This is a genomic window from Mesorhizobium sp. WSM4822 (assembly GCF_055811155.1).
The window spans coordinates 599,510-625,808 of sequence record NZ_JBVVQM010000002.1; the positions used below are offsets into that span (position 1 = coordinate 599,510).

The 26,299-nt window shown below is 62.3% G+C and carries 25 protein-coding genes and 1 pseudogene; 14 read left to right on the forward strand and 12 right to left on the reverse strand.

Annotated elements, in window-relative coordinates; translation table 11 throughout:
- The first annotated feature begins 61 nt into the window (after positions 1–61).
- From phnC to phnE (AC0L3E_RS07760), 4 genes are all read left to right on the forward strand, one after another.
- Complete coding sequence (gene phnC / locus AC0L3E_RS07745; protein ID WP_127267986.1) at positions 62–919, forward strand: phosphonate ABC transporter ATP-binding protein; 858 nt, start codon at positions 62–64, stop codon at positions 917–919.
- Between the two features lie 84 nt (positions 920–1,003).
- The gene (gene phnD / locus AC0L3E_RS07750) at positions 1,004–1,912 is read left to right on the forward strand and encodes a phosphonate ABC transporter substrate-binding protein (protein ID WP_127321054.1); all 909 of its coding nucleotides are present in this window, start codon (positions 1,004–1,006) and stop codon (positions 1,910–1,912) included.
- A 74-nt stretch (positions 1,913–1,986) separates the two neighbouring features.
- Positions 1,987–2,961 carry a phosphonate ABC transporter, permease protein PhnE gene (gene phnE, locus AC0L3E_RS07755; protein ID WP_127271835.1) on the forward strand — a complete coding sequence of 325 codons (975 nt, stop codon included), beginning with the start codon at positions 1,987–1,989 and terminating at the stop codon, positions 2,959–2,961.
- A 4-nt stretch (positions 2,962–2,965) separates the two neighbouring features.
- Positions 2,966–4,516: a phosphonate ABC transporter, permease protein PhnE gene (gene phnE, locus AC0L3E_RS07760; protein WP_128307399.1), complete on the forward strand. Its 1,551-nt coding sequence runs from the start codon at positions 2,966–2,968 to the stop codon at positions 4,514–4,516.
- Between the two features lie 74 nt (positions 4,517–4,590).
- Here the strand turns inward: phnE (AC0L3E_RS07760) and AC0L3E_RS07765 are convergent, their stop codons facing one another.
- The 3 genes from AC0L3E_RS07765 to AC0L3E_RS07775 all read right to left on the reverse strand — a co-directional run bounded on the left by AC0L3E_RS07765 (position 4,591) and on the right by AC0L3E_RS07775 (position 7,875).
- Positions 4,591–5,445 carry a sugar phosphate isomerase/epimerase family protein gene (locus AC0L3E_RS07765; RefSeq protein ID WP_128307398.1) on the reverse strand — a complete coding sequence of 285 codons (855 nt, stop codon included), beginning with the start codon at positions 5,443–5,445 and terminating at the stop codon, positions 4,591–4,593.
- 39 nt (positions 5,446–5,484) lie between these two features.
- Positions 5,485–6,672: a Gfo/Idh/MocA family protein gene (locus AC0L3E_RS07770; RefSeq protein ID WP_127269535.1), complete on the reverse strand. Its 1,188-nt coding sequence runs from the start codon at positions 6,670–6,672 to the stop codon at positions 5,485–5,487.
- Between the two features lie 147 nt (positions 6,673–6,819).
- The gene (locus AC0L3E_RS07775; RefSeq protein WP_128289244.1) at positions 6,820–7,875 is read right to left on the reverse strand and encodes a sugar phosphate isomerase/epimerase family protein; all 1,056 of its coding nucleotides are present in this window, start codon (positions 7,873–7,875) and stop codon (positions 6,820–6,822) included.
- 399 nt (positions 7,876–8,274) lie between these two features.
- On the opposite strand from AC0L3E_RS07775, the gene AC0L3E_RS07780 reads away from it, so the two are divergent.
- The 5 genes from AC0L3E_RS07780 (at position 8,275) to AC0L3E_RS07800 (ending at position 12,526) form a co-directional block, all read left to right on the forward strand.
- Positions 8,275–9,162: a sugar phosphate isomerase/epimerase family protein gene (locus AC0L3E_RS07780; protein ID WP_128309200.1), complete on the forward strand. Its 888-nt coding sequence runs from the start codon at positions 8,275–8,277 to the stop codon at positions 9,160–9,162.
- A gap of 60 nt (positions 9,163–9,222) precedes the next feature.
- Positions 9,223–10,392, forward strand: a complete 1,170-nt coding sequence (locus AC0L3E_RS07785; RefSeq protein ID WP_127328201.1) for a mandelate racemase/muconate lactonizing enzyme family protein — start codon at positions 9,223–9,225, stop codon at positions 10,390–10,392.
- A 2-nt stretch (positions 10,393–10,394) separates the two neighbouring features.
- Complete coding sequence (locus AC0L3E_RS07790) at positions 10,395–11,111, forward strand: FadR/GntR family transcriptional regulator (RefSeq protein WP_128309202.1); 717 nt, start codon at positions 10,395–10,397, stop codon at positions 11,109–11,111.
- 5 nt (positions 11,112–11,116) lie between these two features.
- Complete coding sequence (locus AC0L3E_RS07795; protein ID WP_128309203.1) at positions 11,117–12,097, forward strand: NAD(P)-dependent oxidoreductase; 981 nt, start codon at positions 11,117–11,119, stop codon at positions 12,095–12,097.
- 282 nt (positions 12,098–12,379) lie between these two features.
- A complete protein-coding gene (locus tag AC0L3E_RS07800) occupies positions 12,380–12,526 on the forward strand; it encodes a hypothetical protein (protein ID WP_245470103.1) in 147 nt (48 codons plus the stop codon).
- An 18-nt stretch (positions 12,527–12,544) separates the two neighbouring features.
- Here the strand turns inward: AC0L3E_RS07800 and AC0L3E_RS07805 are convergent, their stop codons facing one another.
- On the reverse strand, positions 12,545–13,843 hold the full coding sequence (locus AC0L3E_RS07805; RefSeq protein WP_128309204.1) for an amidase: 1,299 nt from the start codon (positions 13,841–13,843) through the stop codon (positions 12,545–12,547).
- Between the two features lie 120 nt (positions 13,844–13,963).
- On the opposite strand from AC0L3E_RS07805, the pseudogene AC0L3E_RS07810 reads away from it, so the two are divergent.
- A pseudogene (locus AC0L3E_RS07810) lies at positions 13,964–14,310 on the forward strand (GFA family protein).
- Between the two features lie 60 nt (positions 14,311–14,370).
- Here the strand turns inward: AC0L3E_RS07810 and AC0L3E_RS07815 are convergent.
- Complete coding sequence (locus AC0L3E_RS07815; RefSeq protein ID WP_473604558.1) at positions 14,371–15,279, reverse strand: SDR family oxidoreductase; 909 nt, start codon at positions 15,277–15,279, stop codon at positions 14,371–14,373.
- 99 nt (positions 15,280–15,378) lie between these two features.
- Here AC0L3E_RS07815 and AC0L3E_RS07820 point away from each other — a divergent pair, with 99 nt between their 5' ends.
- The 3 genes from AC0L3E_RS07820 to AC0L3E_RS07830 all read left to right on the forward strand — a co-directional run bounded on the left by AC0L3E_RS07820 (position 15,379) and on the right by AC0L3E_RS07830 (position 18,051).
- Positions 15,379–15,957 carry a TetR/AcrR family transcriptional regulator gene (locus tag AC0L3E_RS07820; protein ID WP_245469859.1) on the forward strand — a complete coding sequence of 193 codons (579 nt, stop codon included), beginning with the start codon at positions 15,379–15,381 and terminating at the stop codon, positions 15,955–15,957.
- A 520-nt stretch (positions 15,958–16,477) separates the two neighbouring features.
- Positions 16,478–17,449 (forward strand): AraC family transcriptional regulator, encoded by a 972-nt coding sequence (locus AC0L3E_RS07825; protein WP_164761593.1) that lies wholly within the window; start codon positions 16,478–16,480, stop codon positions 17,447–17,449.
- A 170-nt stretch (positions 17,450–17,619) separates the two neighbouring features.
- Positions 17,620–18,051 carry a DUF4437 domain-containing protein gene (locus AC0L3E_RS07830; protein ID WP_127332286.1) on the forward strand — a complete coding sequence of 144 codons (432 nt, stop codon included), beginning with the start codon at positions 17,620–17,622 and terminating at the stop codon, positions 18,049–18,051.
- A 116-nt stretch (positions 18,052–18,167) separates the two neighbouring features.
- Here AC0L3E_RS07830 and AC0L3E_RS07835 read toward each other — a convergent pair whose 3' ends face one another.
- From AC0L3E_RS07835 to AC0L3E_RS07865, 7 genes are all read right to left on the reverse strand, one after another.
- Positions 18,168–19,253: an ABC transporter ATP-binding protein gene (locus tag AC0L3E_RS07835; protein ID WP_127268316.1), complete on the reverse strand. Its 1,086-nt coding sequence runs from the start codon at positions 19,251–19,253 to the stop codon at positions 18,168–18,170.
- Positions 19,254–19,359: 106 nt separating this feature from the next.
- Positions 19,360–20,463 carry an ABC transporter ATP-binding protein gene (locus tag AC0L3E_RS07840; protein ID WP_128289236.1) on the reverse strand — a complete coding sequence of 368 codons (1,104 nt, stop codon included), beginning with the start codon at positions 20,461–20,463 and terminating at the stop codon, positions 19,360–19,362.
- Positions 20,460–20,681, reverse strand: a complete 222-nt coding sequence (locus AC0L3E_RS07845) for a hypothetical protein (RefSeq protein WP_127268335.1) — start codon at positions 20,679–20,681, stop codon at positions 20,460–20,462. The genes AC0L3E_RS07840 and AC0L3E_RS07845 overlap by 4 nt, the downstream gene beginning before the upstream one ends.
- Complete coding sequence (locus AC0L3E_RS07850) at positions 20,678–21,637, reverse strand: carbohydrate ABC transporter permease (protein ID WP_127268334.1); 960 nt, start codon at positions 21,635–21,637, stop codon at positions 20,678–20,680. Before AC0L3E_RS07850 ends, AC0L3E_RS07845 begins: the two co-directional genes overlap by 4 nt.
- 1 nt (position 21,638) lies before the next feature.
- Positions 21,639–22,544, reverse strand: a complete 906-nt coding sequence (locus AC0L3E_RS07855; protein WP_023812446.1) for a carbohydrate ABC transporter permease — start codon at positions 22,542–22,544, stop codon at positions 21,639–21,641.
- A gap of 70 nt (positions 22,545–22,614) precedes the next feature.
- Complete coding sequence (locus AC0L3E_RS07860; RefSeq protein WP_127268333.1) at positions 22,615–23,931, reverse strand: ABC transporter substrate-binding protein; 1,317 nt, start codon at positions 23,929–23,931, stop codon at positions 22,615–22,617.
- Between the two features lie 360 nt (positions 23,932–24,291).
- Entirely contained in the window at positions 24,292–24,987 is a 696-nt protein-coding gene (locus AC0L3E_RS07865; RefSeq protein ID WP_127268332.1) for a TetR/AcrR family transcriptional regulator, read from the reverse strand.
- 112 nt (positions 24,988–25,099) lie between these two features.
- Here AC0L3E_RS07865 and AC0L3E_RS07870 point away from each other — a divergent pair, with 112 nt between their 5' ends.
- On the forward strand, positions 25,100–26,296 hold the full coding sequence (locus AC0L3E_RS07870) for a Tm-1-like ATP-binding domain-containing protein (protein WP_473604559.1): 1,197 nt from the start codon (positions 25,100–25,102) through the stop codon (positions 26,294–26,296).
- Positions 26,297–26,299 lie beyond the last annotated feature (3 nt).

A 26,299-nucleotide genomic window follows, 5' to 3' on the forward strand; every position in this document is an offset into this window, starting at 1 on the left:
TCATGTGGCTGCGCTAGGCGAGAGCCTGACGATCAATGGTCCGGACCTGGAACCTGCCCCCATGCCAGCAAATTCCGCCACGCTCGAAATCCGCGGTGTCACCCGACGATTTGGCAAGAACACCGCCGTCAGCGACATCAACATCGCGATCCCGCAGGGTCAGATGGTTGGCGTCATCGGCCGTTCGGGCGCCGGCAAATCGACCCTTCTTCGCATGATCAACCGTCTCATCGATCCCAGCCAGGGGTCGATTTTTTTTGACGGCGCCGAGGTCTCCCAGCTGCGCGGTTCGCCACTACGGCGCTGGCAGCGCGATTGCGCCATGATCTTCCAGCAGTTCAACCTGGTGCCGCGCCTCGACGTGCTGACCAATGTGCTTCTCGGCCGGCTGAACCACCGCTCCACCATGTCGAACCTGCTCGGCATCTTCTCCCGCGAGGAACGAGCCGAGGCGATAGCAGCGCTGGAGCGTCTCGATATCGCCCGCACCGCGCTGCAGGCCGCAGGCACCTTGTCGGGTGGCCAGCAGCAGCGCGTCGCCATTGCCCGCGCGTTGATGCAGCAGCCGAAGGTGATCCTCGCCGACGAGCCGATCGCGTCACTCGATCCGCTCAACGCCAAGGTGGTTATGGATTCGCTGCAGGATATCAATTTGCGCGAAGGCATCACCGTGATCACCAACCTGCACACGCTGGACACGGCCCGCACCTATTGCAACCGTATCATCGGCATGGCTGCCGGCAAGGTCGTCTTCGACGGCCCGCCGGAAGAGCTCAACCGCGAGGCCGTGCGCATGGTCTACGGCGCCGACAGCAGCGGCGGCGAAATCTCCGAGGCCATCACCTCGACCAGTGTCATCATCAAGCAAAAAATCGCCGCATCCGCCGGACCGCTTGAGCCAGCCTTTCCTGGTTACTGAGCGACCTGGATCGCCAGCCCGCGTCAAGGGCATCATATCCCAACGCAGCCGGCGCGATGCCGGGACCAACAGGAGAGAGACGAGATGTTTAGAAAGATACTTTTCGGTGCCGTTTCCATCATGGCCATGGCGATGGGCTCGGTCCAGGCACAGGATCTGAAGGAATTCCGCGTCGGCATTCTGGGCGGCGAGAACGAAGCCGACCGTCTGCGCAACTACCAGTGCTTCGCCGACCACATCAAGCAAGTTCTCGGCGTCGAGAAAGTTTCGCTGTTCCCGGCCGCCGACTACGACGGCGTCATCCAGGGTCTGCTCGGCGGCACGCTCGACTATGCCGAACTCGGCGCTTCCGCCTACGCCAAGGTCTACCTCGAGAACAAGGACGCGGTTCAGCCGATCCTGACGACGGTCCAGACCGACGGTTCGACCGGCTACCATTCGGTTATGGTCGCCCGTGCGGATTCCGGCATCAAGACACTCGCTGACATGAAGGGCAAGAAACTCGGTTTCGCCGATCCCGATTCGACTTCCGGCTACCTGGTCCCGGTCACCTCGCTGCCCAAAGACATCGGCATGGATGTGAAGAGCTATTTCGCGTCGACCGGTTTCGGCGGCGGCCATGAACAGCTTGTCCTTGAAGTTCTGAAGGGCACCTTCGATGCCGGCACCACCTGGGCCTCCGGCGTCGGCGACTTCAAGGATGGCTACAGCTCCGGCAATCTGCGCAAGATGGTCGACAAGGGTGTCCTCAAGATGGACGACCTCGTGGAGTTGTGGCAGTCCCCCTTGATCCCGAACGGCCCGCTGGTCATACGCACCTCGCTCGACGCCGACACCAAGCAGAAGATCACCGATTTCCTGACCAAGCTTCCGCAGACCGACCCGGCCTGTTTCGCGGCGGTGCAAGGCGGCGACTTCAAGAGCTATTCGCCGGTCACCCCGGAATTCTATCAGGCGATCATCGACGCTCGTAAGGCGAAGATCGGCTCGTAAGCCAAAAGGCACGACGCCGCCGGGGCCAAAGTGCCGCCGGCGGCGTTGCCGCGTCACGGGCTGGGGAACTATCGATGAGTGCGACCGAAATTTACCGCGCGCCTGCGCTCTCCACGGAAGGAGCGTTGGCCGAGCGGCACTGGCGCGACCTCGCCGCTCGCCGGCGCCTCTACACGATCGGAGGCCTGGTTTTCCTGTTGCTTGCGCTCTCGGGCTCGCTCTGGTTCGCCAATGAGACCAACGCCGGAAAGTTTTTCGACCGCCTTCCCCACATCGCCGACTTTTTCGTCGAATTGAAGCCGCGCGACTGGTTCGACCCGGTGCGCGCGCTGTTCGACCTGCCGTCGCCCTATGACGATGGCAGCCTCAAATTCGACTATCCCGAAGGCCGGGTCTACCTGACCCAAGGCATCTACATTCCGGAGTATTTCTACCGGATGATCGAGACCCTGAACATTGCGCTGTTTTCGACCCTGGTCGGCTCCACCTTCGGTTTCCTGCTCTGCTTCCTGGCTGCAAGCAACGTGACGGCCAGCCGCTGGCTCCGCTTCACCACGCGCCGCTTCCTCGAAATTGTCCGCGCCTTTCCGGAAATCGTCATTGCCGGCTTTTTTCTGGCGATCTTCTCGCTTGGGCCCATTCCAGCGATCCTCGCGGTCAGCATCCACACCGTCGGCGCGCTCGGAAAAATGTTCTACGAAGTGGTCGAGAACGCCGACATGAAGCCTGACGAAGGCTTGCGGGCCGTTGGCGCCAACTGGGTCGAACGGGTGTGGTTCGGCATGGTGCCTCAGGTTCTGCCCAACTTCATGAGCTATTTCCTGCTCCGCTTCGAGATCAATGTGCGCGCTTCGACCATTCTCGGTGCCGTCGGCGCCGGCGGCATCGGCGAATCCCTGCGTCTTTCGATCAGCCGGGGCCATGAGGCCAAGACCATAGCCATCGTGTTTCTGCTGTTCTGCACGATTGTCGCCGTTGACCAGTTTTCGGCATGGCTGAGACAACGTCTCGTCGGCAGGCAGGCGTTCGCATACGGGCGCGGAGAGTAACGCAATGAACGCCGACGCCATCAACGACATCGCCGCTCGCTATCCCGATGCGTTTCAGCGGCCTTTATGGAAGCGCTATGCCGCCCCGTTCGGCATCCTTCTATGCATCCTCTACACCTTTTACTGCTCGTGGTTCTTCTCGATCGGCATCGTTCTCGGAAAGGCGAACTGGAACCTGGCCGGCGCTTATCTCGCCGACTGGGTGTCTTACGAAATCCGCCCGGACATCGAATTCAAGGACGGCTATCTGACCATCGACTACTCTCGTTTCTCCAAACTTGGATCCAATCCAAATCCCGACTGGGTTATCAAGCAGATTGCCGAAGTCGAGCGGCGGGTCGACGCCGCACCGGCACCGGCGACCGCGACCGACAAGTCGTCGCAGGGTTCGTTCATGGCGGCTGGCGCGCCAACGGCCGAGAATCCGGCCCCCTCGCCAGACAAACCAGTTCCGGCCGCGCCCAAAACGGTGCGCGAAAAGGCCGTGGTGGCGGCGACCGTCGTCCTTGGCAGCGGCCAGATTGCCATTGCGCCAAATCTTGTCACGGTGACGCGCGGCGCCGAAAGCGTCGTCTTCGACATTGCCAAGGACAGGTCTGTCACGCCGCGCACACCGCTGCCTGACTGGATAGAGCAACGCAAGCCAGGTTCGACAGCCTATGTCTCGTTCGGATTTTTGGGCCGCGCTGAAGTGCAAAATGACGAGGTGATCGCCTGGAGGCGGTTTTTTGGTTGGGCGAATTTTGTGTTTGACACGAATTCGCCATTCTGGGGAAAATCGTTTGGCGAGGTCGCTTCATTGATCGTCTCCGGAGAACGCATCGATCCGTCGAGGTCAAACGCAGCGCTTGCCTGGGACAACATCCTCTACAATGCCGAGTGGCAACACGGCGACGTGTGGCTGAAGCTTCTGCAAACCATCGTCATGGCTTTTGTCGGCACAGTGTTGGCCTCGGTCGTCGCCTTTCCGCTCGCCTTCCTGGCTGCGCGCAACATCACGCCGAACTGGTTGACCAACCAGGCGACAAAACGCTTCTTCGACTTCCTGCGGTCTGTCGACATGCTGATCTGGGCGCTGTTCTTCACCCGCGGCTTTGGTCCGGGGCCGCTGGCCGGCATGTCGGCGATCTTCTTCACCGATACCGGAACCCTGGGCAAGCTCTATTCCGAGGCGCTGGAAAACATCGACGACAAGCAGCGCGAAGGCATCCGCTCGGTGGGCGCCACACCAACAATGGTGCAACGCTACGGCGTGCTGCCTCAGGTTCTGCCAGTGTTCCTTAGCCAATCCCTCTATTTCTGGGAATCGAACACCCGCTCGGCGACAATCATCGGCGCCGTCGGTGCCGGCGGCATCGGTCTGAAATTATGGGAAGCCATGCGCACCGGCACCAACTGGGCCAATGTTTTCTACATGGTGCTGTTGATCCTGATTGTCGTTTTTGTCTTCGACAATATCTCCAACCATCTCCGCCGCAAACTGATGGGGACCGTCGGAAACGGCAACGACGAGCGCGCGCGGGGCGCCTCCGCCCGCCTGCTGCCGGCGGCTTAGACCACGATCCTGAATCGAAGGTCGACGAAGCAAAGGTGGTACGGGTTTTGCTTCGCCGACCTTCGGCTCGCGTCTCAGGCGCCGGCCTTCTTCCACCCGCTCTTGATATGCCTATACCCCTCCCGATAGACCGCTTCCGGCGTCTCGGAAAAATCGCGCCACACCTTCGTTGCCGCCGCCAAGTCCTTCAGCGAGCGGCCGAACGCCTCGATCGTCAGCCAGTCGTCATAGCCGCTCTTGCGGATGGCGGAAAACGTTTCGGTCCAGGGAATGTTGCCGCGCCCCGGCACGCCGCGATCATTCTCCGAAATATGGATATGCACGACATTCCTGCGGTGTTTCGTGTAGGCGCCGATCGGGTCGGCTTCCTCGATATTGGCGTGGAAGGTATCGTACATCGCCTTGATGTGCGGCCGGTCGATGGTGTCGATATGCTCCGACAGATCCGCCATCGTGTTGAGGAGATAGCATTCGAAGCGATTGAGCGCCTCGAGGCCGATGGTGACGCCCTTGTTGCCGGCATGGTCGCCGATCGCGCGTTGCGAGGCGACCGAGCGCTTCTTCTCGGCAGCCGTCGGCCCTGAGCCGGAAAAGGCGCCGAGCGTCGAATGCAGCGGGCCGCTCAGCGTGTCGGCGCCAAGTGCCTGCGCGCAGTCGATCGCCCATTTCATGTAGTCGACACCGGCCTTGCGCGTCGCCGCGTCGGCCGAAATCAAATTCATCGCCGGATCGCCCATGGCCGAAACAGCCGTTCGCTCCAGTCCGATGCAGTCGAGCAGATCGCCGAGTTTTTTGTAGTCGTCCGGCGCGCCGGCGAAGATCGGTATCTCGACGCCATCGAAGCCCGTTGCCTTGATGTCGCGCAACAGCGGCTCGTGTTTCTTCGACACGGCCGTCGTCCATAAGAACATGCACATGCCGATTTTCATCGACGCCCCTCCCCTTGAATCCCCCGGACCGCCTCTATTTCAGAGCTTCGTCCACGCCCCATTCTTCTTCGACGACTTCACGCAGGCCTCGATGAAGGCCATGCCTTCTACGCCGTCCTGGATGGTCGGGAAGACGACATCCTTGGGCGGCTTGCCACCCTTGCGGCGCGCTGCCCGGATCGCCCGCGCGGCCTCCTGGTAGATGTTGGCGAAACCTTCGAGATAGCCCTCCGGATGGCCCGACGGCACGCGGCTGACACGGCCCGCCACCGGCAGCGCGCCGGCGCCGTTGCGGGTGATCAATTGCTTCGGCTGGCCGAACGGCGTGTACCAGAGATAGTTCGGGTCGGCCTGCACCCATTCCAGCCCACCCTTGGAGCCATAGATGCGCAGCTTCAGCCCGTTCTCGTGGCCGGGCGCCACCTGGCTTGCCCAGATCATGCCCTTGGCCGGATGCGTCTTGCCGATAGGCTTGAAGCGCAGCATGACGTTGACGTTGTCATCGAGAAGCCGGCCCGGCACGAAGGCGTCGAGATCGGCCGACAGGGAGTCCAGTTCCAGCCCCGAGACGAAGCGGGCGAGGTTGTAGGCATGCGTGCCGATATCGCCCAGCGCGCCGCCGGCGCCTGCCTGCTTGGGGTCGGAGCGCCACGCCGCCTGCTTCTGGCCTGTCGCGGCCAAATCCTCGGTCAGCCAGTCCTGCGGATATTCGGACTGCACGATGCGGATGTCGCCGAGCACGCCCTTGGCGACCATTTCGCGTGCTTGCCGGATCATCGGATAGGCGGTGTAGTTGTGCGTCAGCACGAACACCTTGCCGGTCTTCTCGACTATCGCCGCAAGCTTTTTCGCCTCGGCCAGCGTCGTCGCCAGCGGCTTGTCGCAGATGACGTGGATGCCGGCCTCGAGGAAAGCTTTTGCCGCCGGCACATGGACATTGTTGGGCGTGACGATGGCCACCGCCTCGATGCCGTCGGGGCGCTTCGCCTCGGCCTTGGCCATCTCGGCATAGGATGCATAGCTGCGTGCGGGGTCGAGCCCCAGTTCGGCGGCCGAGGCCTTGGCACGGGCCGGGTCGGCTGACAAAGCACCGGCAACCAGCACGAAGTCGTTGTCCAGCCGCGCCGCGATCCGGTGCACCGCGCCGATGAAGGCGCCTTGCCCGCCGCCGACCATGCCGTAGCGGATCGGGCCGCCTCCCGTTTCCGACTTCGATGCGCCGACCATGTCTTGCTCCTCGCTGTTGCTCACCCCCTTGAGGGGAGGTCGATCCGCGCAGCGGATCGGGTGGGGTCGTTGAGGCAGAGATCGGCATGAACCGACCCCTCCCGGCCCTTCGGGCCACCCTTCCCTCAAGGGGAAGGGGAAACCGCGTCAGATTCCCATCATGGCGCGCAGCAACTTCTTGTCGGTGGTGCCGGCGGCGAAGTCGTCGAATGCCTTTTCGGTCACCCGGATGATGTGGTGCTCGATGAAAGGCGCGCCTTCGGCCGCACCATCCTCCGGATGCTTCAGGCAGCACTCCCACTCCAGTACCGCCCAGGAATCATAATTGTACTGCGTCAGCTTGGAAAAGATGCCGCCGAAATCCACCTGTCCATCGCCCAGCGAACGGAAGCGCCCGGCGCGGTTGGTCCAGCTCTGGTAGCCGGAATAGACGCCTTGCCGGCCGGTCGGGTTGAACTCGGCGTCCTTGACGTGAAACGCCTTGATGCGCTCGTGATAGATGTCGATGAATTCTAGATAGTCGAGCTGCTGCAGCAGGAAGTGCGACGGATCGTAATTGATGTTGCAGCGCTTGTGGCCCCCGACCGCGTCGAGGAACATCTCGAAGGTGGCGCCGTCGAACACGTCTTCAGAGGGGTGAATCTCATAGCCGACATCGACGCCGTTGTCCTCGTAGACGTCGAGGATCGGCTTCCAGCGTTTGCCGAGCTCGCCAAACGCTTCCTCAATGAGTCCAGCCGGTCGCTGCGGGAACGGATAGAGGTAAGGGAAAGCCAGCGAGCCGGTAAACGACACTGAAGCATTCAGGCCCAGATTGCGCGATGCTTTAGCGCCGAACTTCATCTGCTCGACAGCCCACTCCTGCCGGGCTGCGGGATTGTTGTGCACCGACGGCGGCGCAAAGCCATCCATCTGCGCGTCATAGGCTGGATGAACCGCGACCAACTGCCCCTGCAGATGCGTCGACAGTTCGGTGATCTCAACGCCGGCGTCAGCGCAGATGCCCTTCACCTCATCGCAATAGGCCTTGGAAGAAGCCGCCTTCTTGAGGTCGAACAGCCGCGCGTCCCAGGTCGGGATCTGCACGCCCTTGTAGCCGAGACCGGCCGCCCATTTGGTGATCGACGCCAGTGAGTTGAACGGCGCGGCGTCGCCCGCGAACTGCGCCAGAAACAGCCCAGGGCCCTTCATTGTCGTCGGCATCGCATCCTCCCTCATTTCTCTCTCGACCGAGCATAGCGCCGATTGGAAGCAGGGCCAGCTACTTTGGTCTTTTCTCAACGGGTGCTTGCACGCACCGCCATTCTGGTATTACCAAATGTGGAAATTTGGTCAAGCCGCGCAATGCGCCATCAAGACCCCAAAATCACCTGTTGCAGGCCTATATATCTCAATATAATCAATGAAATAATCCACAGAGAAAGTTGCACCCCAGCGCTTCTTGCCGATCTGGAGAATTTGCTGTAGACCTCGCCTCAGGCCCAATTGGTCGAACCAGTTTGCGAAAAAAGGCTGGGAACGCCTTGGGGAGGAACCTTTGTGTCGCCTTTTGGCGATGCATGTCGCAGGCGAACCATAGAGACGATTTGGGAAGGACAGACCATGCATCTTTCGACGCACAACTGGATGCGCGCGGAACCCTTGGAGACGACGCTCAAGCGCATCAAGAAATTCGGCTATGAGTCGATCGAGATTTCCGGCGAGCCCGAGCAGTACAAGACCAAGGAGACCCGGGCACTGCTGAAGGAGCATGGTATTCGCTGCTGGGGCGCGGTGACCCTGATGCTGGGCGAGCGCAACCTTGCCGCCAGGAACCAGGGCCAGCGCGAGCGTTCCGTTCAGTATGTCAAGGACGTGCTGACCATGGTCAGCGAACTCGATGGCGAGATCATCACGCTGGTTCCGGCCACCGTCGGCAAGGTCGTGCCTGACGGGACCGAAGAAGAGGAATGGAAGTGGGTCGTCGACGCCACCCGTGAATGCTTCACCCACGCCAAGAAGGTCGGCGTCAAGATCGCTGTCGAACCCCTAAACCGCTTCGAGACCTATCTGTTCAATCGCGGCGCCCAGGCACTGGCGCTGGCTGACGCGGTCAGCCCCGAATGCGGCGTGTGCCTCGACGCTTACCACCTCCACATGGAAGAATTTAACGTCCATGACGCGATCCGGCAGGTCGGAAAGCGCCTGTTCGACTTCCACGTCGCCGACAACAACCGGTTTGCCGCCGGCCTCGGCCAGATCGACTGGCCGAAGATCGTCGCCACCTTGCGCGAGATCGGCTACGACGGCGCGCTGACCAACGAGTTCGTCGCGCCCGTCGACCGGACGCCGGCAGCCCCCTATCCCGACATGGTCGAGCGCAATCCGGTCGACATCTCGCCCGAGCAGCTGAAGTTCATCCAGGACCACGGCTCCAGCGTGCTCACCGAGAAATTCTACACCGACCAGATGCGCATCAACGCCGAAACGTTATTGCCGCTGATCAAGTAGCCGACTGCCTCTGGGAAATTCGCCCTTCCGCCCTGACCGGCGGCGGGGCTGGGGAAGAATATGCGTATCAAGTCCGTCCAAGCCTGGTGGATCCGCGTTCCGATCGAAGCCGCTCGGCAGCACCGCAGCGACTTCGGTCAGGTGACGACCTTCGACGCCGCCATCCTGCGCATCGCGACCGATGACGGGCTGGTCGGCTGGGGCGAAGGCAAGAACGCCGCCGGCAGTGCCGGCAGCTACGGTGCGCTCGTCCACATGCTGAACCATGAGGTCGGGCCGCAACTGATCGGTCGCGATCCGGCCGATATCGGCGTCATATGGGAGATGCTCTACAATGGCGTGCGCCACGACAGCGCCGCGCGTGGCGGCCACGCCATGCCGCAACTGGCGCGGCGCGGCATGAGCATCGCCGCCATCAGCGCCGTCGACATCGCGCTGTGGGACATTCTTGGCAAATCGCTTGGCGTTCCGGTCTGGCGGCTGCTCGGCGGCCGCAAGCTCGATCGCATGCCGGCTTACGCGTCCGGCGGCTGGGCGGCTGCCGACGCCATCGGCGAGCAGTTGAAATCCTACATCGCCAAGGGCGGTTTCAAGGCACTGAAGATGCGGGTTGGCGCCATGGATGGCGCGGCGCACATTTCGGCCGGCCGCGTGCGGGCCGCACGGCAGGCGCTCGGCCCCGATGTCGAACTGATGGTCGACGCGCACGGCACCTACACGGTGGCCGAAGCCAAGCGCTTCATCCATCTCGTCAACGATCTGGACCTCGCCTGGTTCGAGGAGCCTATCATCGCCGACGACAAGCCCGGCATGGCTGAAGTGCGGGCGTCAGGTGCCGTCCCGATCGCCACCGGCGAAAGCGAGGCGACACGCTATGCCTTCCGCGATCTCGCGGTGCTGAAAGCCGCCGACATTTTCCAGCCGGATCCCGCCTTCTGCGGCGGTATCAGCGAGGCGATGAAGATCGGCACCATCGCCAGCGCCTTCAATCTGCGCTTTGCACCGCATCTGTGGGCCGGCGCGCCCTGTTTTTTCGCAGGCTTGCATGTCTGCGCCGCCTCGCCGTCGAGTTTCACCGTCGAATATTCGCTCGGCGCCAACCCGATGATCCATGATCTGGTCGAAGAGACTGTCGAAGCCAGGGACGGTATGATAGCGATCCCGGAAAAACCGGGCCTGGGATTCACCATTTCGGAGCGGTTCCTGGAGGCGCACGCGCAACGCGGTTGACGATGAAAGAAAAGAACCTCCTCGCGGAACTCGCTGCCTACCTGTTCTCCCATTCGGACAAGGAGAGCGGCCGAACGCCTTCGGAACGCGAACTGGCGGAGCATTTCGCCGTCAGCCGCGGCCAGATCCGCGAGGCGCTGGCCATCCTGGAGGCCATGCGCATCGTCGAGCGCCGGGCCAAGTCCGGCATCTACATCGACACCAAGCAGGCCAGCGTGGAGGCCATGGCGCTTTTTGCGCGCGCGGGCCTGCCGCTCGACCCGATCCAGATCTACGAGACGGTCGAACTGCGCAAGATCCACGAGATCAAGGCGGCCGAACTTGCCTGTTCGCGCGCCACCGAGGAGAATTTCGAGCGGCTGCGTGAAATCCTGAAGGTTTCGGAAGAGCGCATTGCCGCCGGCGAAGGGCTTGCCAGGGAAGACCGTGAATTCCACCTCGAGATCGTGCGCGCCACCAAGAACAGCGTCTTCCACAATGTCTGCAGCGTCTACTATATGATGGGCGAGCAGCGCCTGCCGATCTATTTCAACGACCCCGAGCGCAACGTGCGCTCGCATGCCGAGCATATCCAGATCTATGAGGCGCTGCTGCGCCGCGACGGCAATCTCGCCCAGGCGCTGATGAGCGCCCATCTGCAAGGGGCTGAGAGCTACTGGAAAGGCCTGATCGAGGGCCATGGCGAGGAGCCGCAAAGCCCGGCGCTCGAAAGAGCCTGACCAACATGGCCCGTATCCTCACGACCCACGCCCTGCACCCGCGCGCCTCGGCCATGCTGGCCGGCGCCGGAGAACTCGTCGTCGCCTCCGCCATCGATCCGGCCACGCTGGCCGCCGAGGCGAAGGACGCTGATATCGTCATCGTGCGCGCGCCGCTGCCACCACAGCTTTTCGACGGCGCAAAGCTGCTGCGGGCGGCAATCCGTCATGGCGCCGGGCTCGACATGATCCCGATGGAAGCAGCGGCGGCGGGCGGCGTGCTGGTGGCGAATGTGCCGGCGGTCAATGCCCGCTCGGTTGCCGAGCACGTCATGTTCGCGGCGCTCGCCTTGCTGCGCAACTTCCGCGTCGTCGACCGCGACCTGCGCGCCAAAGGCTGGCTTGCCGGCCGCGAGCACGCCAATTCCAACAGCGAGTTTGCCGGCAAGACCATCGGCATCGTCGGCCTTGGTGCCGTTGGCCAGGCGGTCGGCCATATCGCGGCGCACGGCTTCGACCTGAAGGTGGTGGCAACGACGCGCAGCATGCAGCCGGCGCCGGACAAGGTCGGCTTCCTGTCGATCGACGCTCTCGTCGAGCAGAGCGACATCATCGTTCTGTGCTGCCCGCTGACGCCGGAAACGCGCGGCCTGATCAACCGTGAGCGGATCGCCCGCATGAAGCCGCATGCGCTGCTGATCAACGTGTCGCGCGGACCGGTCATCGATGACGATGCGCTGATCGAGGCATTGCAGAAACGCCGTATCGGCGGTGCCGCGCTCGATGTTTTTGCGACACAGCCGCTGCCGTCGAACCATCCCTATTTCGGCTTCGACAATGTCATCATCACGCCGCACATGGCCGGGATCACCGAGGAATCGATGATGCGCATGGGCGTCGGCGCGGCGGGTGAAGCCTTGTTGGTGCTGGCCAACAAGCTGCCGGTCAATCTGCGCAATCCGGAAGTGGTCGATCACTATCGGCGGCGGTTTCCGGCGAACCTGTAACGCATCGCGGTTTCGCCCCAATTCTCCGCGACGTTGAGAGCCATGCCGATCCACGGCTCGCATTCCTGGTAGTCGTCGTCTGTTCGCTCTGCGCCATGCCGTCATTCGCGGCCGAAAGCAGTTATGTCTATTGCGACAACGGACTGCGCTGCTTCAAGGCGCCCTGCCCGTCGAACAGCGTGCTCGACCTTGCCACCGGGGCGATCATCAAGGGCGTCTCGATCGATCCAAGCGGATTGCCGCAGGCCGACAAGGCGATAACCGATCTTTCCGACGCGCTTTATGCCGGCAAGATCGTCGTCAGGGGTTCGATCGAGCACCGCACCCCAGACCATCACCGGCGAGAAGTACAATCTGCCCTGGCTGGTCGCGACCCGTATCGTGCGGACCGCCAAGGACAGCGAACGCAAGCACTGTTCGTCGCACTGATAGGCGGTTCAGCCCTGGTCACGCGCCAAGCAGCTGCTCTATTTCGGCAGCAATCCGCAGCAGGCGCCGGTCATGCCCGTTGCGCGCCACCAGCATCAATCCGGCGGGCAGCGGAGTGCCCGGCATCGGTAGCGAGATCGCGCAGAGATCGAACTGGTTGGCGACCTGCGTGTTGCGCAGCAGCAGGCCCTCAGTGCGGTCGCGCAGCTCGGCGCCGTCAGCCATCGAGACGATGGTCGGCGCCGTCACCGGCGTGGTCGGCAGAGCCAGCACATCGACCGATGCCAGCCGCTCGTCCATGGCGGCGGCAAGTGCTGCGCGACGACGCATTGCCCTGATGTAGACAGGCGTCGGCAGCATTGCCGCCCGCGACAAAGGTCCGCTGACATGCGGGTCGACCGGCACCGACGCTCCTGTCGCCAGCCAGTCGGCATGCACTTCGGCCCCTTCCATCGCAGCGATCGAGCCACGCTTGGTCGCCGCGTGCAAATCGGCGAGCAGATCGTCGATCGACAGGTCGGCGATCCGCGCGCCTGTCTGCTCGATCTTGCCAAGGCAGCGGTCGAACGCGGTCGCCACCTCGTCTTCCGTCTCTTCGAAAAGGACGCCGCGCGGAATGCCTATGCGAAGCCCTGCAAGGGCAATCGGCGCCAGCGCGGTCGGCAGCACCTCGCCGGCCATCACGGCGTCGGCGGCGGCACATTGGGCGACGGTTCGGGCAAGCGGCCCGATCGAGTCCAGCGTGGCGGACAATGGGAACGCGCCGGCGAGCGGCACGCGTCGCGCTGTCGGCTTGAAGCCGACGACACCGTTGAGTGAAGCCGGTATGCGTATCGAACCGCCGGTATCGGAACCGATCGATATTTCGCTTGTCCCCTCGCCGACGGAAACGCCTGCGCCCGAGGAAGAGCCGCCCGGAATGCGACTGGCGTCCACGGCATTGCCAGGCGTGCCGAAATGGCTGTTGTCGCCGATCGCGGTGAAGGCGAATTCGGTCATGTTGGTCTTGCCGATGATGACCGCGCCGGCCTGCCGCAGCCGGCTGACGATTGCCGCGTCGCTTTGGGCGGGCGCCGCGGTCTTGCGCATCAGCGAACCGGCCGTGGTCGGCTCGCCGGCGACATCGAACAGGTCCTTGATCGAGACGATGGTGCCGTCGAGCGGCCCTAGCGTCACACTTGCCCGCTTGCGGGCATCGCTGGCATCAGCCGCGGCCCGTGCGGCTTCGGCATAGAGCTTCGTGAACACGTGCTCCTCGCCGGCACGGGCGGCGAGGCGCGCAAGAATGATTTCCAGATGATCACGAACGGATTGCATTTTCGGTGTCGGACTCCGGACGCCTTGAACGTCTTAAGGGGGTGCGGCCAGTGCATGGCTTGCCCAGACTTAACCCGGCGCAGGCAGTTTTGCACCCTGTCGAATACGAGGAAAAGCCCGATGCTCTACAAAGGCAGCTGCCACTGCGGCAAGGTGGCCTTCGAATTCAAGGCCGAACTGACCGGTGCCATCAGGTGCAATTGTTCGATCTGCACGCGCAAGGGCGCCCTGCTGTGTGCCATTCCGCATGAGACCTTGCGGGTCCTGGCCTGGGGCGACGATTTGGGCACTTACACATTCGGCAACCATGCCATCGCGCACCGGTTCTGCCGGGCTTGCGGCATCCATCCCTTTGCGGAGGATGTCCGCGAGGCCGTGAACGCAGCGCCTATATCAACATCAACTGCGTGGCCGATCTCGACCCTTCGACCCTGTCGGTCTTCGCTTTCGACGGGCGGTCCGCCTGACGCAATTCCAGGAAAAGTGCGCAGCGGTTTTCCGTCCGGAATTGCGCAGGAACCAATTACCTATCGATAGCCCGTCGCATCGGCGGGCTTGCCGGCGTCCTGGACCTCGGGAACATAACGCCAGGCGTCGGGCCGTGAGCCGTCGAGGTCGGTAAAGCCGTAGACCTGCGCCAGCCCGCCGCTGGACAGCGACTGTCCGTTCCAGCGCGAGCGGTCCGGATCCGCCGCCAAAGCCGCAACGGCGCGGCCGACGAAACGTGGCGTCTCGGAAATGACGAAATGCGGCACCTCAGCGGTGGCGTCGCGCCAATTGCCCTCGCTCACGCCAAAGGCTTCCAGCATCATCTCCGAACGCAGCCAGCCGGGCGTCAGCGACACGGACGTTGCGTCGTGTTTGGCGAGATCCTGGGCATGCGCCCATGCCATGCGCGTCACCGCGACCTTGGCGAGATCGTAGAATGGCGACAGCCGGTAGTGATCGGCATTGTATTCGGCCGTGCCGTCTGTGACCTCGATGAGCAGCCCGCCCGGACGTTCGATCAACAGCGGCAGCGCATGGTGCGCGGTGATCAGATGCGTGTCGATGCCGAGCCGCAGCATGCGCAGGCCATTGTCCAGATTGTGGTCCCAGACCGGTTTGTGCCACTCGAACAGTTTCTCGCCACCCCAGATGTCATTCACCAGTATGTCGAGCCGGCCTTGTTCGGTGCGGATGCGCTCGACCAGTTTGCGCACATCGTCGGCCACCAGATGATCGACCTGAACGGCGATGCCGTTGCCTCCGTTCGCCGAGACCAGTTCCGCTGTTTCCTCGATGGTTTCGGGCCGGGCATATTCGGATTGCTGGGCCCGCGTGCTGCGCCCGGTGACATAGACGGTGGCGCCGGCTGCGCCGAGTTCGATCGCTATGCCCCGTCCGGCGCCGCGCGTCCCGCCGGCGACCAGAGCAACTTTCCCTTGCAGCGTCATTGAACTCTCCCAAAAACGGTCTCATCGATCAGACAAGGCTGGCTTGTGCTGTTCGCGCCATATATATAAATGATCATTCGGTTATATCGGGATGTCAAGATGACACGGCCAAAAACCCAGTCCGACGAGCAGGTGCTGGAGACCGCGCACCGGCTAATCCACGAGCATGGTCCCGAAGCACTCACCTTCGAGCGTCTGGCAAAGGCCTGCGGTCTCTCCGGTGCAACGCTGGTGCAGCGCTTCAAGAACAAGGCGCAGCTGAAACAGCGCACTTTGCTGCACGCCTGGGACGGTCTCGACGAGAACACCAGAAAGCTGGCAGCCGCCGTTCCCAGAACCCCCACTGGTGCGGTCGCGTTGCTGGTGGCGCTGTCGCAATTCTATGGCGGCATCGAATCCTATGCCGAAGGCCTGCTTGTCCTGCGCGAGGATCTGCGCGATCCCGTGCTCAGGGCGCGGGGTGCGGCCTGGAAGGCGTTCCTGTGCGACACACTTGCAGCCTGTTTTGCCAAGACGCCCAACCCGCCACGCGACATCGGCCTGCTGATGGCCTCGCATTGGCAAGGCTCGTTGCTGTGGTGGAGCTTTGACCCGGCCATCGAAGTGGCCGCCTATGTCGAGGACAGCCTGAACCGCTTCGTCGCTGCCATCACAACGGCGCCGGCCCGAAAACCGTGATGGTTCTTGGCGTCTCGGCTATAATCCGATGTCGCCTTCAGCCGCGCCTTCAAGCGCGTCATCGGCTTGGCGCGCAGCCATCTCCGGGGCGAGGAACAGGCCGATATCCGCCAGGCCAGCTGACGCACAGGGTTTCGAACTCAGCTTGCCAAAGGCAGTTCGGCGGTCCCGGCAGCTTTTTTGCCGGCAGCTTTTCGCGATAGGAATTTTTTCTTGACTCGGTGACCTCAGCTATGCTACATTTCTGTCTATGGTGCTGATTTGCGCCAGTGACCCGCCGCACAGGCGGGTTTTCGTTTGATGCTCCGTCCCTACGCCTGGCGAAAGCTCCGAAGGAACCCGTTGACCCGAGTTCATTGCCCTGAGCCGACGCATGGAGCCGTGACGGACTGGCGATTCCAGGCTAAAGCAATTCCAGGAAAAGTGTGAAGCGGTTTTTCCGTCCGGAATTGCGTCAAAACAAAGAGATAGAGCGGTTCAACGTTTCCGTTAAACGATGAACTGCTCTAGAAAAATCCGCATGGTTTTCACCTCGCCCAAGACTGCCTTGCCGGCCTCGGAGGGTCCGCTCACCGACATCTTGCGCGGATTGCGGCTTGATGGCGTCGACTATGGCCGCTGCGAACTTTCAGAGCCATGGGCCGTGTTGTTTCCTGCCCAGAAGGCAGCAAGATTTCACTTCATTGGCCGCCGCGGATGCTGGCTGTTCTCGCCAGCCGGAGAATGGATTGAGCTGACACCCGGCGATGCGTTGCTCTTGCCGCGCGGCGCCGAGCATGTCGTTGCCAGCGCGCCTGGCATTCCTGCCGTGCCGATCGAAAGCTACACTGTCGAGCCTTTGCAGGACAATGTCTTCAATGTCTCCAATGGCGGCCACGGCCCGAAAATCTTGCTGTTTTGCGGCAGCATGCACTTCAACCTGGACGGATCGCACCCCTTGCTGGGCATGATGCCGGACATGATGCGCGCCAAGGAATTGATGGCTGGCGAGCCAGGTATTCCGCATCTGCTGCAAGCCATGGCCGGCGAGATCACCATGAACCGCGCCGGTTCCGGCGGCATGCTGGCGCGGCTGGCCGACGTACTGGCTGCAAGCATCATCCGTTCATGGGTGGAAAACAGCGGCGGCGACACCAGAGGCTGGATCGCGGCGATCAGGGATCGCGACATCGGCCGCGTAGTTGCCGCCATTCATCTGCAGCCCGACAGGAACTGGACTGTCGAAGCGCTGGCGCGCGAAATGGGCGCCTCGCGATCGGCCTTCGCCGAACGCTTCACGGCCGTCGTTGGCGAAACACCGGCGAGATATGTCGCCCGGATACGCATGCACCAGGCGCGGCAATGGCTGATCGATGATCGGATGCGGGTTTCGGTGGTCGCCGCCAGACTGGGTTACGATTCCGAAGCGTCGTTCAGCCGGGCGTTCAAGCGCATCATAGGCATCGCGCCCAGCCACCTGCGCACCGTCGACGGCACCTCCGAAAACCGCTGAGGCGATCCCGGATCCGCGGCCATGGATCGCAGGGTCTGGATGAATTGCCGGGTCTGGATGAATTGCCAAGCCTTCCGGACGCAATGCCATTGCCGGGCCACCCGCATGCAATAGCTTGCCATAACCAGGCAGCCAGCGGCCGGCGTCCAGTCGGTCCGAAGAGGAGAACCATGCCAAATCATCCGAAGGTCATCGCACTCGCCGTCATGCTTGCGGTTCCCGGGCGCGCCTTTGCCCTCGAGGACAGCTACCTGCCGGCCGACAAGATCCCCTATGTGGCGGAAGTACCCGACCAGCCGCATCGTCTTGGCCCATTGTGGGGCGAGCGGGCCAAGGGTCCGGCAGGCACGTTGCTGAAGGTTCCCGGCAACTGGCGTGCACCGGTCCATGCGCACACCGCGGATTATCGTGCGGTGGTCATAAAGGGGCTGTGGGCGCACTGGCAGATGGATGGCGGCGAGGCGACCAAGGTCGAACTGCCTCCTGGATCCTACTGGACCCAGAAAGCCAATGAGATGCATGACGACGCCTGCGTCTCCGACACGGAATGCGTGATCCTGCTGATCAACGACACGCCCTACGAAACCTACTTCCAGAAATAGGCTGGGATGCGGCCTCACGCATGTCGCCCAAAAGTGACCTCGGTTTTGGGAGAACGACATGCACAAAAACAAAGACCTAAAGCGCGTCGCATGAATCCGTTTCAGCGCGACGCGCTTTATGAGGCGTGTCGCAAGCTGACGCCGCTGCCCTTGTCGAACAGCACCACCTTGTCGGGGTTCCAGGCAAAGCGCACCGCCTGCTCGATGGCGACGTCGGTCCTGGCCGGCACGGTGGCACGCAGTGTCGCGTCGCCGACGCGCAGCGTCAGGATCTTTTCGACGCCGTGGTTCTCGACGTCGTGAACATGCGCCTCGACCGGCGCGCCGCTCTCGAGATAGACGTCCTCGGGACGAATGCCAAAGACGAGCGGGCGACCGTCGGTCGCCCCGCCCGCTTTGGCTCCCCCCGAAAAAGGCAGTTCGAAGTTCAACGGCGCCATCACCGCGCGGCCGTTCACAAGCTTGCCGTCGATGAGGTTCATTGGCGGCGAGCCGACGAAGCTCGCCACATAGGTATCGCGCGGATTGTTGTAGATCTCGTGCGGCGTGCCGGTCTGAACGATGCGGCCATGGTTGAGCACGCCGACCTTGTCGCCCATCGACATCGCCTCGATCTGGTCGTGGGTGACGAACAGGAAGGTGGCGCCGAGCTGCATCTGCAGGTTCTTCAGTTCAGTCCGCAGCGCCTCGCGCAGCTTGGCGTCGAGCGCAGACAGCGGCTCGTCCATCAGGAACACACGCGGCTTGCGCACGATGGCGCGGCCGATCGAGACGCGCTGCATCTCGCCGCCGGACAGCCGATCCGTCTTGCGGTCGAGCAGGTGCTCGATCCGCAGCGTACGGGCGGCACGGTCGACGCGATCCTTGATCTCGGCGTCGGGCAGCCGGCGAATTTTCGGCTTCAGCGGGAATTCGAGATTTTCACGCACCGTGTAGCGCGGATAGAGCGAGTATTGCTGCAGCACCAGCGCCACGTCACGCTCGGCCGCACCCCAGTCGGCGACGTCGACGCCGTCGATGAAGACCTGGCCTTCGCTCGGCTTTTCCAGGCCGGCGATAAGCCGCAGCGTCGTCGTCTTGCCGGCGCCCGTCTCGCCCAGCAGCACGAAGAACTCGCCATCGGCAATATCGAGATCGAGCCCGGTGAGCGCAGTGTGGTTGCCGAAAGTCTTCGAGATGTTCTTGAGCTGGATATGGGCCATGTCTATCGTCCCGATCTCTTTTTCGAGGGTGTCTGCCCTCCGCTATAGCTCCGGGCGTTCGATTGTTCGAAAGGCCAAGTCATTGGCCTTTCGTGTCCTTCGGCCATCACAATCTCACTCCCAGCGACTTGCCGCTTGCCGTGTCGAAGAAATGCGCTTGGGCCGGATCGATCCTGGCGAACACCTTCTGGCCGGGACCGGCGACGAAGCCGCTCTTGGTGCGTGCGCGCAGCATCTTTGAGCCGACCTTGAGATCGACAATGTCGAAGGAGCCAAGCGGCTCGACGATCTGCGTCTCGACCGGCAAAAACCCCTCCGTCGCCTCGCGGCGGATGAGAACGCCTTCCGGCCGGATGCCGAGCGCGAGCTGGCCGCCTGCATGGCCGTTGAGCTTCGACAGCAGCGCCCGCGGGAACTCGAAGCCGGCGGGAGCCCCGCCGACCGTCACCGAGACCGAGGACGCCGTCTCGGCGACTGCCGCATCGGCGACGTTCATCACCGGACTGCCGACGAATTGCGCCACGAACAGATTGGCCGGGTGCGAATAGACCTCGTCGGGCGAGCCGACCTGCTGCAGCACGCCTTCATGCATGATGACGATACGGTCGGCGAGGCTCATCGCCTCGACCTGGTCGTGCGTCACATAGATGGTCGTCGACCCTTGCTTGATGTGCAGCCGCTTGATCTCGGCCCGCATCTCCTCGCGCAGCTTGGCGTCGAGCGCGCCGATCGGCTCGTCCATCAGCATGGCCTTCGGCCGCCGCACCAGCGCCCGGCCAATGGCGACGCGCTGCATGTCGCCACCCGAGAGCGCCGATGGCTTCTTGTCCAGCAGATCGGTGATCTGCAGCGTCTTGGCGACGGAGCGAACCTCGCTGTCGATCTCCGTCTTGCTCTTGCGCGTGGCGCGCAAGGGGAAGGCGATGTTCTCGTAGACGCTCATATGCGGATAGAGCGAGAACGACTGGAAGACCATGGCAATGTCGCGGTCGGCGGCCTTTAGATGCTGGATCGGTTTGCCGTCGATGAGGATGTCGCCCTCGTCGATCGTTTCCAGCCCGGCGATGGCCCGCAGCGTCGTCGTCTTGCCGCAGCCCGACTGGCCGAGCAGAACGATGAACTCGTTGTCGGCGATCTTGAGGTTCAGGTCCTTGATGACCTGGACGGCGCCGAAGAATTTCTGGACGCCGCGAAGCTCGATCTGGGTCAATGCTGTGCTCCCGGATTGCGCACCTGGCCGGTGCCGGCCTTTTCCTCAGGCGCGATCTTGGAGGTGACGTTGAAGCCGACCAGCCCGATCAGGATGATGGTCAGGCCATATGTGTGCAACAACAGGTTCCAGGGCTGGCAGAGTGCTATGATGCCGAGCACCATCAGCACCTGCGAACCGGGCTCCAGATATTTCTGGTTGATGGCACGAAAGCTCATTTGCGAATCGCTCCGAAGGACATGCCGCGCAGCAGATGGTTGCGGAGCAGGAACGTGAAGATCGCGACCGGCAGCAGGAACAGAAAGGTTCCGGCGGCGATCACCGTCCAGTCCGGCAGGCCCGAGCCGACCTGGCTCGGGATGAAGGGCGGTGCGGTCTGGGCGCGGCGGTTGGTCATGATCAGTGCGAAGGCATATTCGTTCCACGCGGTGATGAAGCAGAACACCGCGGTGGCGGCGATGCCGGTGGCCGCCTCGGGCAGCACGATCTTGAAGAAGGCCTCCATGCGCGTGTAACCGTCGACCAGGGCCGCCTCTTCATACTCTTTCGGTATCTCATCCATAAAACCCTTCATCAGCCACACCGAGAAGGACAGGTTGAAGGCGGTGTAGAGGATGATCAGGCCCACATGCGTGTCGTTGAGGCCGACCGCCCGGTACATCAGGAACATCGGGATCGCCACCACCACCGGCGGGAGCATGCGTGTCGACAGGATGAAGAAGAGCAGGTCAGCCTCCCCCTTCACCTTGAAGCGCGAAAAGCCATAGGCGGTGAAGGTGCCCATGCCGACCGCCAGCACCGTGGAGGTGATGGCGATGATCAGCGAGTTCATGAAGCGGCTCGGATAGCCGGACCATTGCACCTGGCCCTTGCCGTCGCGCACGATCTTTTCACCGCCGTCGAAGACGACGCGCTCCCACCAGGGCGCTGCCGCATACTCTTCCGGCGTCGGCGCGCTGCGCAGTTGCGAGCGCTTGGTGAACAGTTTGACGAAGGGCGATATCTCCGGCTGGAACACCACCGTCGGCGGGATGGTCGTGGCAAGATTGCGCGGCTTGAACGCCGTCGAGGCAATCCAGTAGATCGGCGCGAGGAAGATGATCGTCACCAAAAGGACAACGACGATGGCGACGCGATTGAAGCCGATTTCGGAAGAAGTGCGGACGGCGGCCATCTCAGCGCTCCTTCACCTTGTTGAGGTATTTGACGTAGATGTTGGTGATAGCCAGCACCATGATCAGCACGATGTAGGCAAGCGCGCAGGAGCGCCCGGTCTGCCATTCCTGGAACGCCATCTTGTAGAGCCGGATCGAGATCACCTCGGTGGTTGGCTGGCTGGTCAGGATGTAGGCGAGATCGAAGGTCTTGAACGCCTCCATGGTGCGGAAGATGATCGCGATCATCAGAATCGGCGCGACCAGCGGCAGCGTAATGCGAAAGAAGGTATAGAACGAGCCGGCGCGGTCGATCGCCGCCGCCTCGTAGAGGTGCTTCGGCACTGCCGACAGGCCGGCAAGCGACAGCAGCATGACGAAGGGCGACCACATCCAGATGTCGGTGATGGCAACCGCGTAGAGCGCCATGTCAGGGTTGGACAGCCACTCGAAATTGCCGAGGCCGAGTGCATAGTTGATGACACCCCATGACGGATCATAGAGCAGTTTCCAGAACAGACCGACGACGGCCATCGACAGCATCATCGGCAACAACAGCAGTGTCGTCAGCAGGCCCTTCAGCGGGATATCGCGGTTGAGCAGCAACGCCACGCCAAAGCCGACGATGACCTGACCGACCACGGAGACGATGACATATTTGGCGGTGATGGCGAAATTCGACCAGATGAACGGGTCGTTTAGCAGTTCGCGGTAATTCTGCAGTCCGACGAAATTGGCCGCCGCCGGGCTCGACGCGCGAAAGTCGGTGAACGAATAGCCGAGCGAATAGAGCAGTGGAAAGATGTTGAAGACGATCAGGAAAACGATCGTCGGAATGATGAAGAGATTTCGGATCGTGAGATCGCTCATGCCGCGGGTGGCGGAGCGCGAGTTGGGATCCAGCGTGGTCATGACTGCAGTGGCCAAGGCCAGTTCCTTCCTTGAGAAAAGAAAACGGAAGGGGTGGGCTCCCACCCCTTCCGAGCGTTAGTACCGCTTACTTCACGCGGTTGTACTTCTTGAACGTCGCGTTCCAGTCCGCGGCGAGCGCATCGAGCACTTCCTTGGCCGTGCCCTGATTGCCGGTGATGTACGGATAGACGCGTTGGTTCATCGCGATGAGCAGCTCGGCATATTCCGGCGTCGCCCAGAAGTCCTTCACCTTGAACATGGTTTCGTAGAAAGCCTTGTTGTAAGGCGTGGCGTTCTGGAATTCAGGCGACTCGAGCACCTTGGCACTTGCCGTGTAACCGCCGAGTTCCGCCCACTTCTTCTGCGTCTCGTCTTTGATGAACCATTCCAGGAACTTCATCGCCTCTTCCTTGTTGTTGGAATAGGAGATGACGGAGATGCCCTGGCCGCCGAGCGCGGCGAACTGGTCGCCGTTCGGGCCGGCCGGGTTGGCGAAGAAGCCTGTGTTCTTGGCATTCGGGTTCGAGGCTTCGTTGATGAGCGCCGGGAAGAAGGCGAAGTAGTTCATGCTCATCGCAGCCAGATTCTCGGTGATCGCCTGGTTGTCCTCGATGAAGAAGCTCTTGGCCCAACCAGGAGGTGTGAAGGAATAGAGTTCCTTGTAGACCTCGAGCGCCTTGACGTTCTGATCGGAGTTGATGATCCCGTCGACCTTGTAAGTGGCATAGTCGCCAAGTTCGCCGCCGTAGGAGAAGATGGCGTTCTCGACGCCCATCACCAGGGCATCATATGAATTGTCGGTGTAGATGGCGACGCCGTAGCGCTTCTGGTCGGGACGGTGGAAGAATTCGGCAATGTCGCGCAGCGCCTTGAAATCCTTCGGCACGCCGAGATCGTAGCCATACTTGGCCTTGAAGGCTTCCATTTCCTTGGGGTCCTCGAACCAGTCCTTACGGTAGGACCAGCCGACTGCGTCACCCTCGGCCGGGATCGACCAGTACTTGCCAGAGGCCGACGGATATTCTGCGTAGTACTTGACAGTCGCCGGCGCCATCACCTCCTTCAAATTATGCTTGTTGAAGAAGTCGGTAAGGTCGACATAGTGGCCCGCCTCGGATGCGGCACCGATCCACTGCGAGTCGCCGACCACCATGTCGTAGGCGCTGCCCTTGGCGTTGAACTCGGTGAATGCCTTGGTCTGGAAGTCGGACCAAGGTGTGGTTTCGACCGTGACCTTCACGCCGGTCTCGGCCTCGTAGAGATTGACGAGTTCCTGCAAATAGTTCGCCGGATCCCATTCCGCCCAGAATATGGTGAGTTCTTTGTCCTGCGCGTAAACGGACGTTCCGCAGGCAAGCGTTAAGCCGATACCAGCAAGTGCGCTGGTCACTAACTTGCGCATAATGATTTCCTCCCTTGTGCGCGTTCTACCTTATCGTGCGAGCCGGCAACGGGGCCGGCCCTGGTAGTTCCTCCCGTGATCGCACCTTCCCGGTTTCGAGCCTCCTCGCCCCTGCCGGAAAATGGATCGCAGCCCTCACTTTCGATCCGCTTTTCTGATCCAATCTGGTATTACCAATTTTGCATGCGCGTCAAGCCCTTTCTTGACAGCTTGACGTGGCCATTGCCATCGGATTCCGGCTTTATCTGCCTGTTTTACCAAGATTTTCCTACTCAGTGATATGATTGGGTATTGTCCGGCACCCCACTCAACGGCTAAGATCAGTAGCGTGCATGCCAATCTGGTCCAACCAGATAGGCTCTATTTCATGACTGCCTTCGGATCGGGGCTGCCTCCTTCATCGACCGATTCCGCGACTGCCGCACGCACCAGCGCCCCGGCTGCCCACTGTGCGACCGCCCTCGTCCGGCGGCTGTCCAGTCCCCAGATATCCTTGAGCACAATCAGCACCTCGACGCCGAAGATCAGCGACAGCGCCTGCGCCAGCCGCTTGAAGTCGCGCGGCGGCAAACGGCTCTTGAGCGGCGCGATCGCATCTTTCAGCAAGTCGATGCGATGGCCGCGCGTAAAGGCGGGCTCAGCGCCCAGCGTGCCGGCCTGACGCCGCGCCCATTGATCGAGCGACAGCTTCAGTGCTGCCTTGAACGTGGCCTCGAAGGCCTCGATGCGCGGCATGGCCGTATCGAACAGCTCCGCGACCCGGCGCTCGGCATCGGCGGAGGTCGATTGCCAGGTGAGGATTGGCCCCAGCCCCTCGTCGACGACGGCCTGCACCAGTGCCGACTGGCTCGGGAAGTAACGATAGGCGGTGGCACGGGAAACCTCGGCCGCCTCGGCGACCTCGCTGACCGAGGGCGTGACGCCCGCCTGCATCAGCCTTGTTGCCGTCTCCAGCATCAGCCGTTTGGTCCGCGCGCGCGGCCCACGTTCGGGCACCGGGCCGGTTGCCCGTTCAGCGTCGTCGCTCGCAGTGGATTGTTGACGTGAGACATTCATACCAATACGATACGCGAGTCTCAAAAATTTGCAATGGTGTCCGCATCGTCGAGTGGCCCGGGCAATGAGCAATGGGGGCGGCATCGCGCCTGCCAGGATCGGGGGAGCGCAAATGAAGCGTATTTATGTGGTGGGTACCGCGGACACGAAGGGCGAGGAGCTCGCCTTCCTGGCCGATGCGATCACTGCTGCGGGCGCCATCGTTTGCCGGGTCGATGTGGGAACGCGCGACGCAACCATCCTCGTCGATATCGGCGCTATGGAAATCGCCGACCATCATCCCGGCGGCCGTGACGCCGTGCTCGGCGGCAATGACCGTGGCGCCGCGGTCGCCGCGATGGGCATCGCCTTCGCCCGCTTTGCCCCATCGCGCAACGACATCGCAGCCATGATCGGCATCGGCGGCGGTGGCGGCACATCGATCATCACGTCGGGCATGCGCGCCCTGCCGCTCGGCTTGCCCAAGATCATGGTCTCGACGCTCGCCTCCGGCGATACCGCTCCCTATGTCGATGTCTCCGACATCATCATGATGCCGGCGGTGACCGACATGGCCGGACTGAACCGGATCTCCCGTGTCGTGCTGCACAATGCCGCCCAGGCGATCGTAGGCATGGCAACCAAGCCGGCGCCGCCACCCGACGGCAAACCATCGATCGGCCTCACCATGTTCGGCGTCACAACGCCTTGCGTGACCGCCATCGCCGACCAGCTCCGTTCCAGATATGACTGCATGGTCTTCCACGCCACCGGCACCGGCGGCCGCAGCATGGAAAAGCTGGCCGACAGCGGCTTGCTGTCCGGCGTCGTCGACATCACCACGACCGAAGTTTGCGATCTGCTGTTCGGCGGTGTGCTGCCGGCGACGGAGGATCGTTTCGGCGCCATAGTTCGCACGGGGCTGCCCTATGTCGGCTCCGTCGGCGCGCTCGACATGGTGAACTTCTGGGCGCCTTCGACCATTCCGGAGCCCTATCGCGATCGGCTGTTCTACGAACACAATCCCAATGTCACGCTGATGCGCACCACGGCGGACGAATGCCGCGCGATCGGCGAGTGGATCGGCACCAGGCTCGCCCGCTGCGGAGGGCCGGTGCATCTTCTCATCCCGGAAAAAGGCGTCTCGGCGCTCGACATCGAAGGCGGCGCCTTCTTCGACCCGGAAGCCGACGCCGTTCTGTTCGAAGCCATCGAGCGCACCATCCAGCCCAACGGCAAGCGCCGCGTGACGCGCCTGCCGCTGCATATCAACGACCCGGAATTCGCAAAGGCTGCAACATCGGCCTTCCTCGACATCGCCAGACAGTGAGAG

Excerpts from the sequence above, each read along its gene's own strand:
- AC0L3E_RS07845 (WP_127268335.1), bottom strand. The coding sequence starts at position 20,681 with ATGAGCTTTCGTGCCATCAACCAGAAATATCTGGAGCCCGGTTCGCAG.
- AC0L3E_RS07865 (WP_127268332.1), bottom strand. The coding sequence starts at position 24,987 with ATGAATGTCTCACGTCAACAATCCACTGCGAGCGACGACGCTGAACGG.
- AC0L3E_RS07860 (WP_127268333.1), bottom strand. The coding sequence starts at position 23,931 with ATGCGCAAGTTAGTGACCAGCGCACTTGCTGGTATCGGCTTAACGCTT.
- AC0L3E_RS07780 (WP_128309200.1), top strand. The coding sequence starts at position 8,275 with ATGCATCTTTCGACGCACAACTGGATGCGCGCGGAACCCTTGGAGACG.
- phnE (WP_127271835.1), top strand. The coding sequence starts at position 1,987 with ATGAGTGCGACCGAAATTTACCGCGCGCCTGCGCTCTCCACGGAAGGA.
- phnD (WP_127321054.1), top strand. The coding sequence starts at position 1,004 with ATGTTTAGAAAGATACTTTTCGGTGCCGTTTCCATCATGGCCATGGCG.
- AC0L3E_RS07765 (WP_128307398.1), bottom strand. The coding sequence starts at position 5,445 with ATGAAAATCGGCATGTGCATGTTCTTATGGACGACGGCCGTGTCGAAG.
- AC0L3E_RS07815 (WP_473604558.1), bottom strand. The coding sequence starts at position 15,279 with ATGACGCTGCAAGGGAAAGTTGCTCTGGTCGCCGGCGGGACGCGCGGC.
- AC0L3E_RS07795 (WP_128309203.1), top strand. The coding sequence starts at position 11,117 with ATGGCCCGTATCCTCACGACCCACGCCCTGCACCCGCGCGCCTCGGCC.
- AC0L3E_RS07770 (WP_127269535.1), bottom strand. The coding sequence starts at position 6,672 with ATGGTCGGCGCATCGAAGTCGGAAACGGGAGGCGGCCCGATCCGCTAC.
- AC0L3E_RS07775 (WP_128289244.1), bottom strand. The coding sequence starts at position 7,875 with ATGCCGACGACAATGAAGGGCCCTGGGCTGTTTCTGGCGCAGTTCGCG.
- AC0L3E_RS07790 (WP_128309202.1), top strand. The coding sequence starts at position 10,395 with ATGAAAGAAAAGAACCTCCTCGCGGAACTCGCTGCCTACCTGTTCTCC.
- AC0L3E_RS07830 (WP_127332286.1), top strand. The coding sequence starts at position 17,620 with ATGCCAAATCATCCGAAGGTCATCGCACTCGCCGTCATGCTTGCGGTT.
- phnC (WP_127267986.1), top strand. The coding sequence starts at position 62 with ATGCCAGCAAATTCCGCCACGCTCGAAATCCGCGGTGTCACCCGACGA.
- AC0L3E_RS07850 (WP_127268334.1), bottom strand. The coding sequence starts at position 21,637 with ATGGCCGCCGTCCGCACTTCTTCCGAAATCGGCTTCAATCGCGTCGCC.
- AC0L3E_RS07820 (WP_245469859.1), top strand. The coding sequence starts at position 15,379 with ATGACACGGCCAAAAACCCAGTCCGACGAGCAGGTGCTGGAGACCGCG.
- AC0L3E_RS07825 (WP_164761593.1), top strand. The coding sequence starts at position 16,478 with ATGGTTTTCACCTCGCCCAAGACTGCCTTGCCGGCCTCGGAGGGTCCG.
- phnE (WP_128307399.1), top strand. The coding sequence starts at position 2,966 with ATGAACGCCGACGCCATCAACGACATCGCCGCTCGCTATCCCGATGCG.
- AC0L3E_RS07835 (WP_127268316.1), bottom strand. The coding sequence starts at position 19,253 with ATGGCCCATATCCAGCTCAAGAACATCTCGAAGACTTTCGGCAACCAC.
- AC0L3E_RS07800 (WP_245470103.1), top strand. The coding sequence starts at position 12,380 with ATGCCGGCAAGATCGTCGTCAGGGGTTCGATCGAGCACCGCACCCCAG.
- AC0L3E_RS07785 (WP_127328201.1), top strand. The coding sequence starts at position 9,223 with ATGCGTATCAAGTCCGTCCAAGCCTGGTGGATCCGCGTTCCGATCGAA.
- AC0L3E_RS07805 (WP_128309204.1), bottom strand. The coding sequence starts at position 13,843 with ATGCAATCCGTTCGTGATCATCTGGAAATCATTCTTGCGCGCCTCGCC.
- AC0L3E_RS07870 (WP_473604559.1), top strand. The coding sequence starts at position 25,100 with ATGAAGCGTATTTATGTGGTGGGTACCGCGGACACGAAGGGCGAGGAG.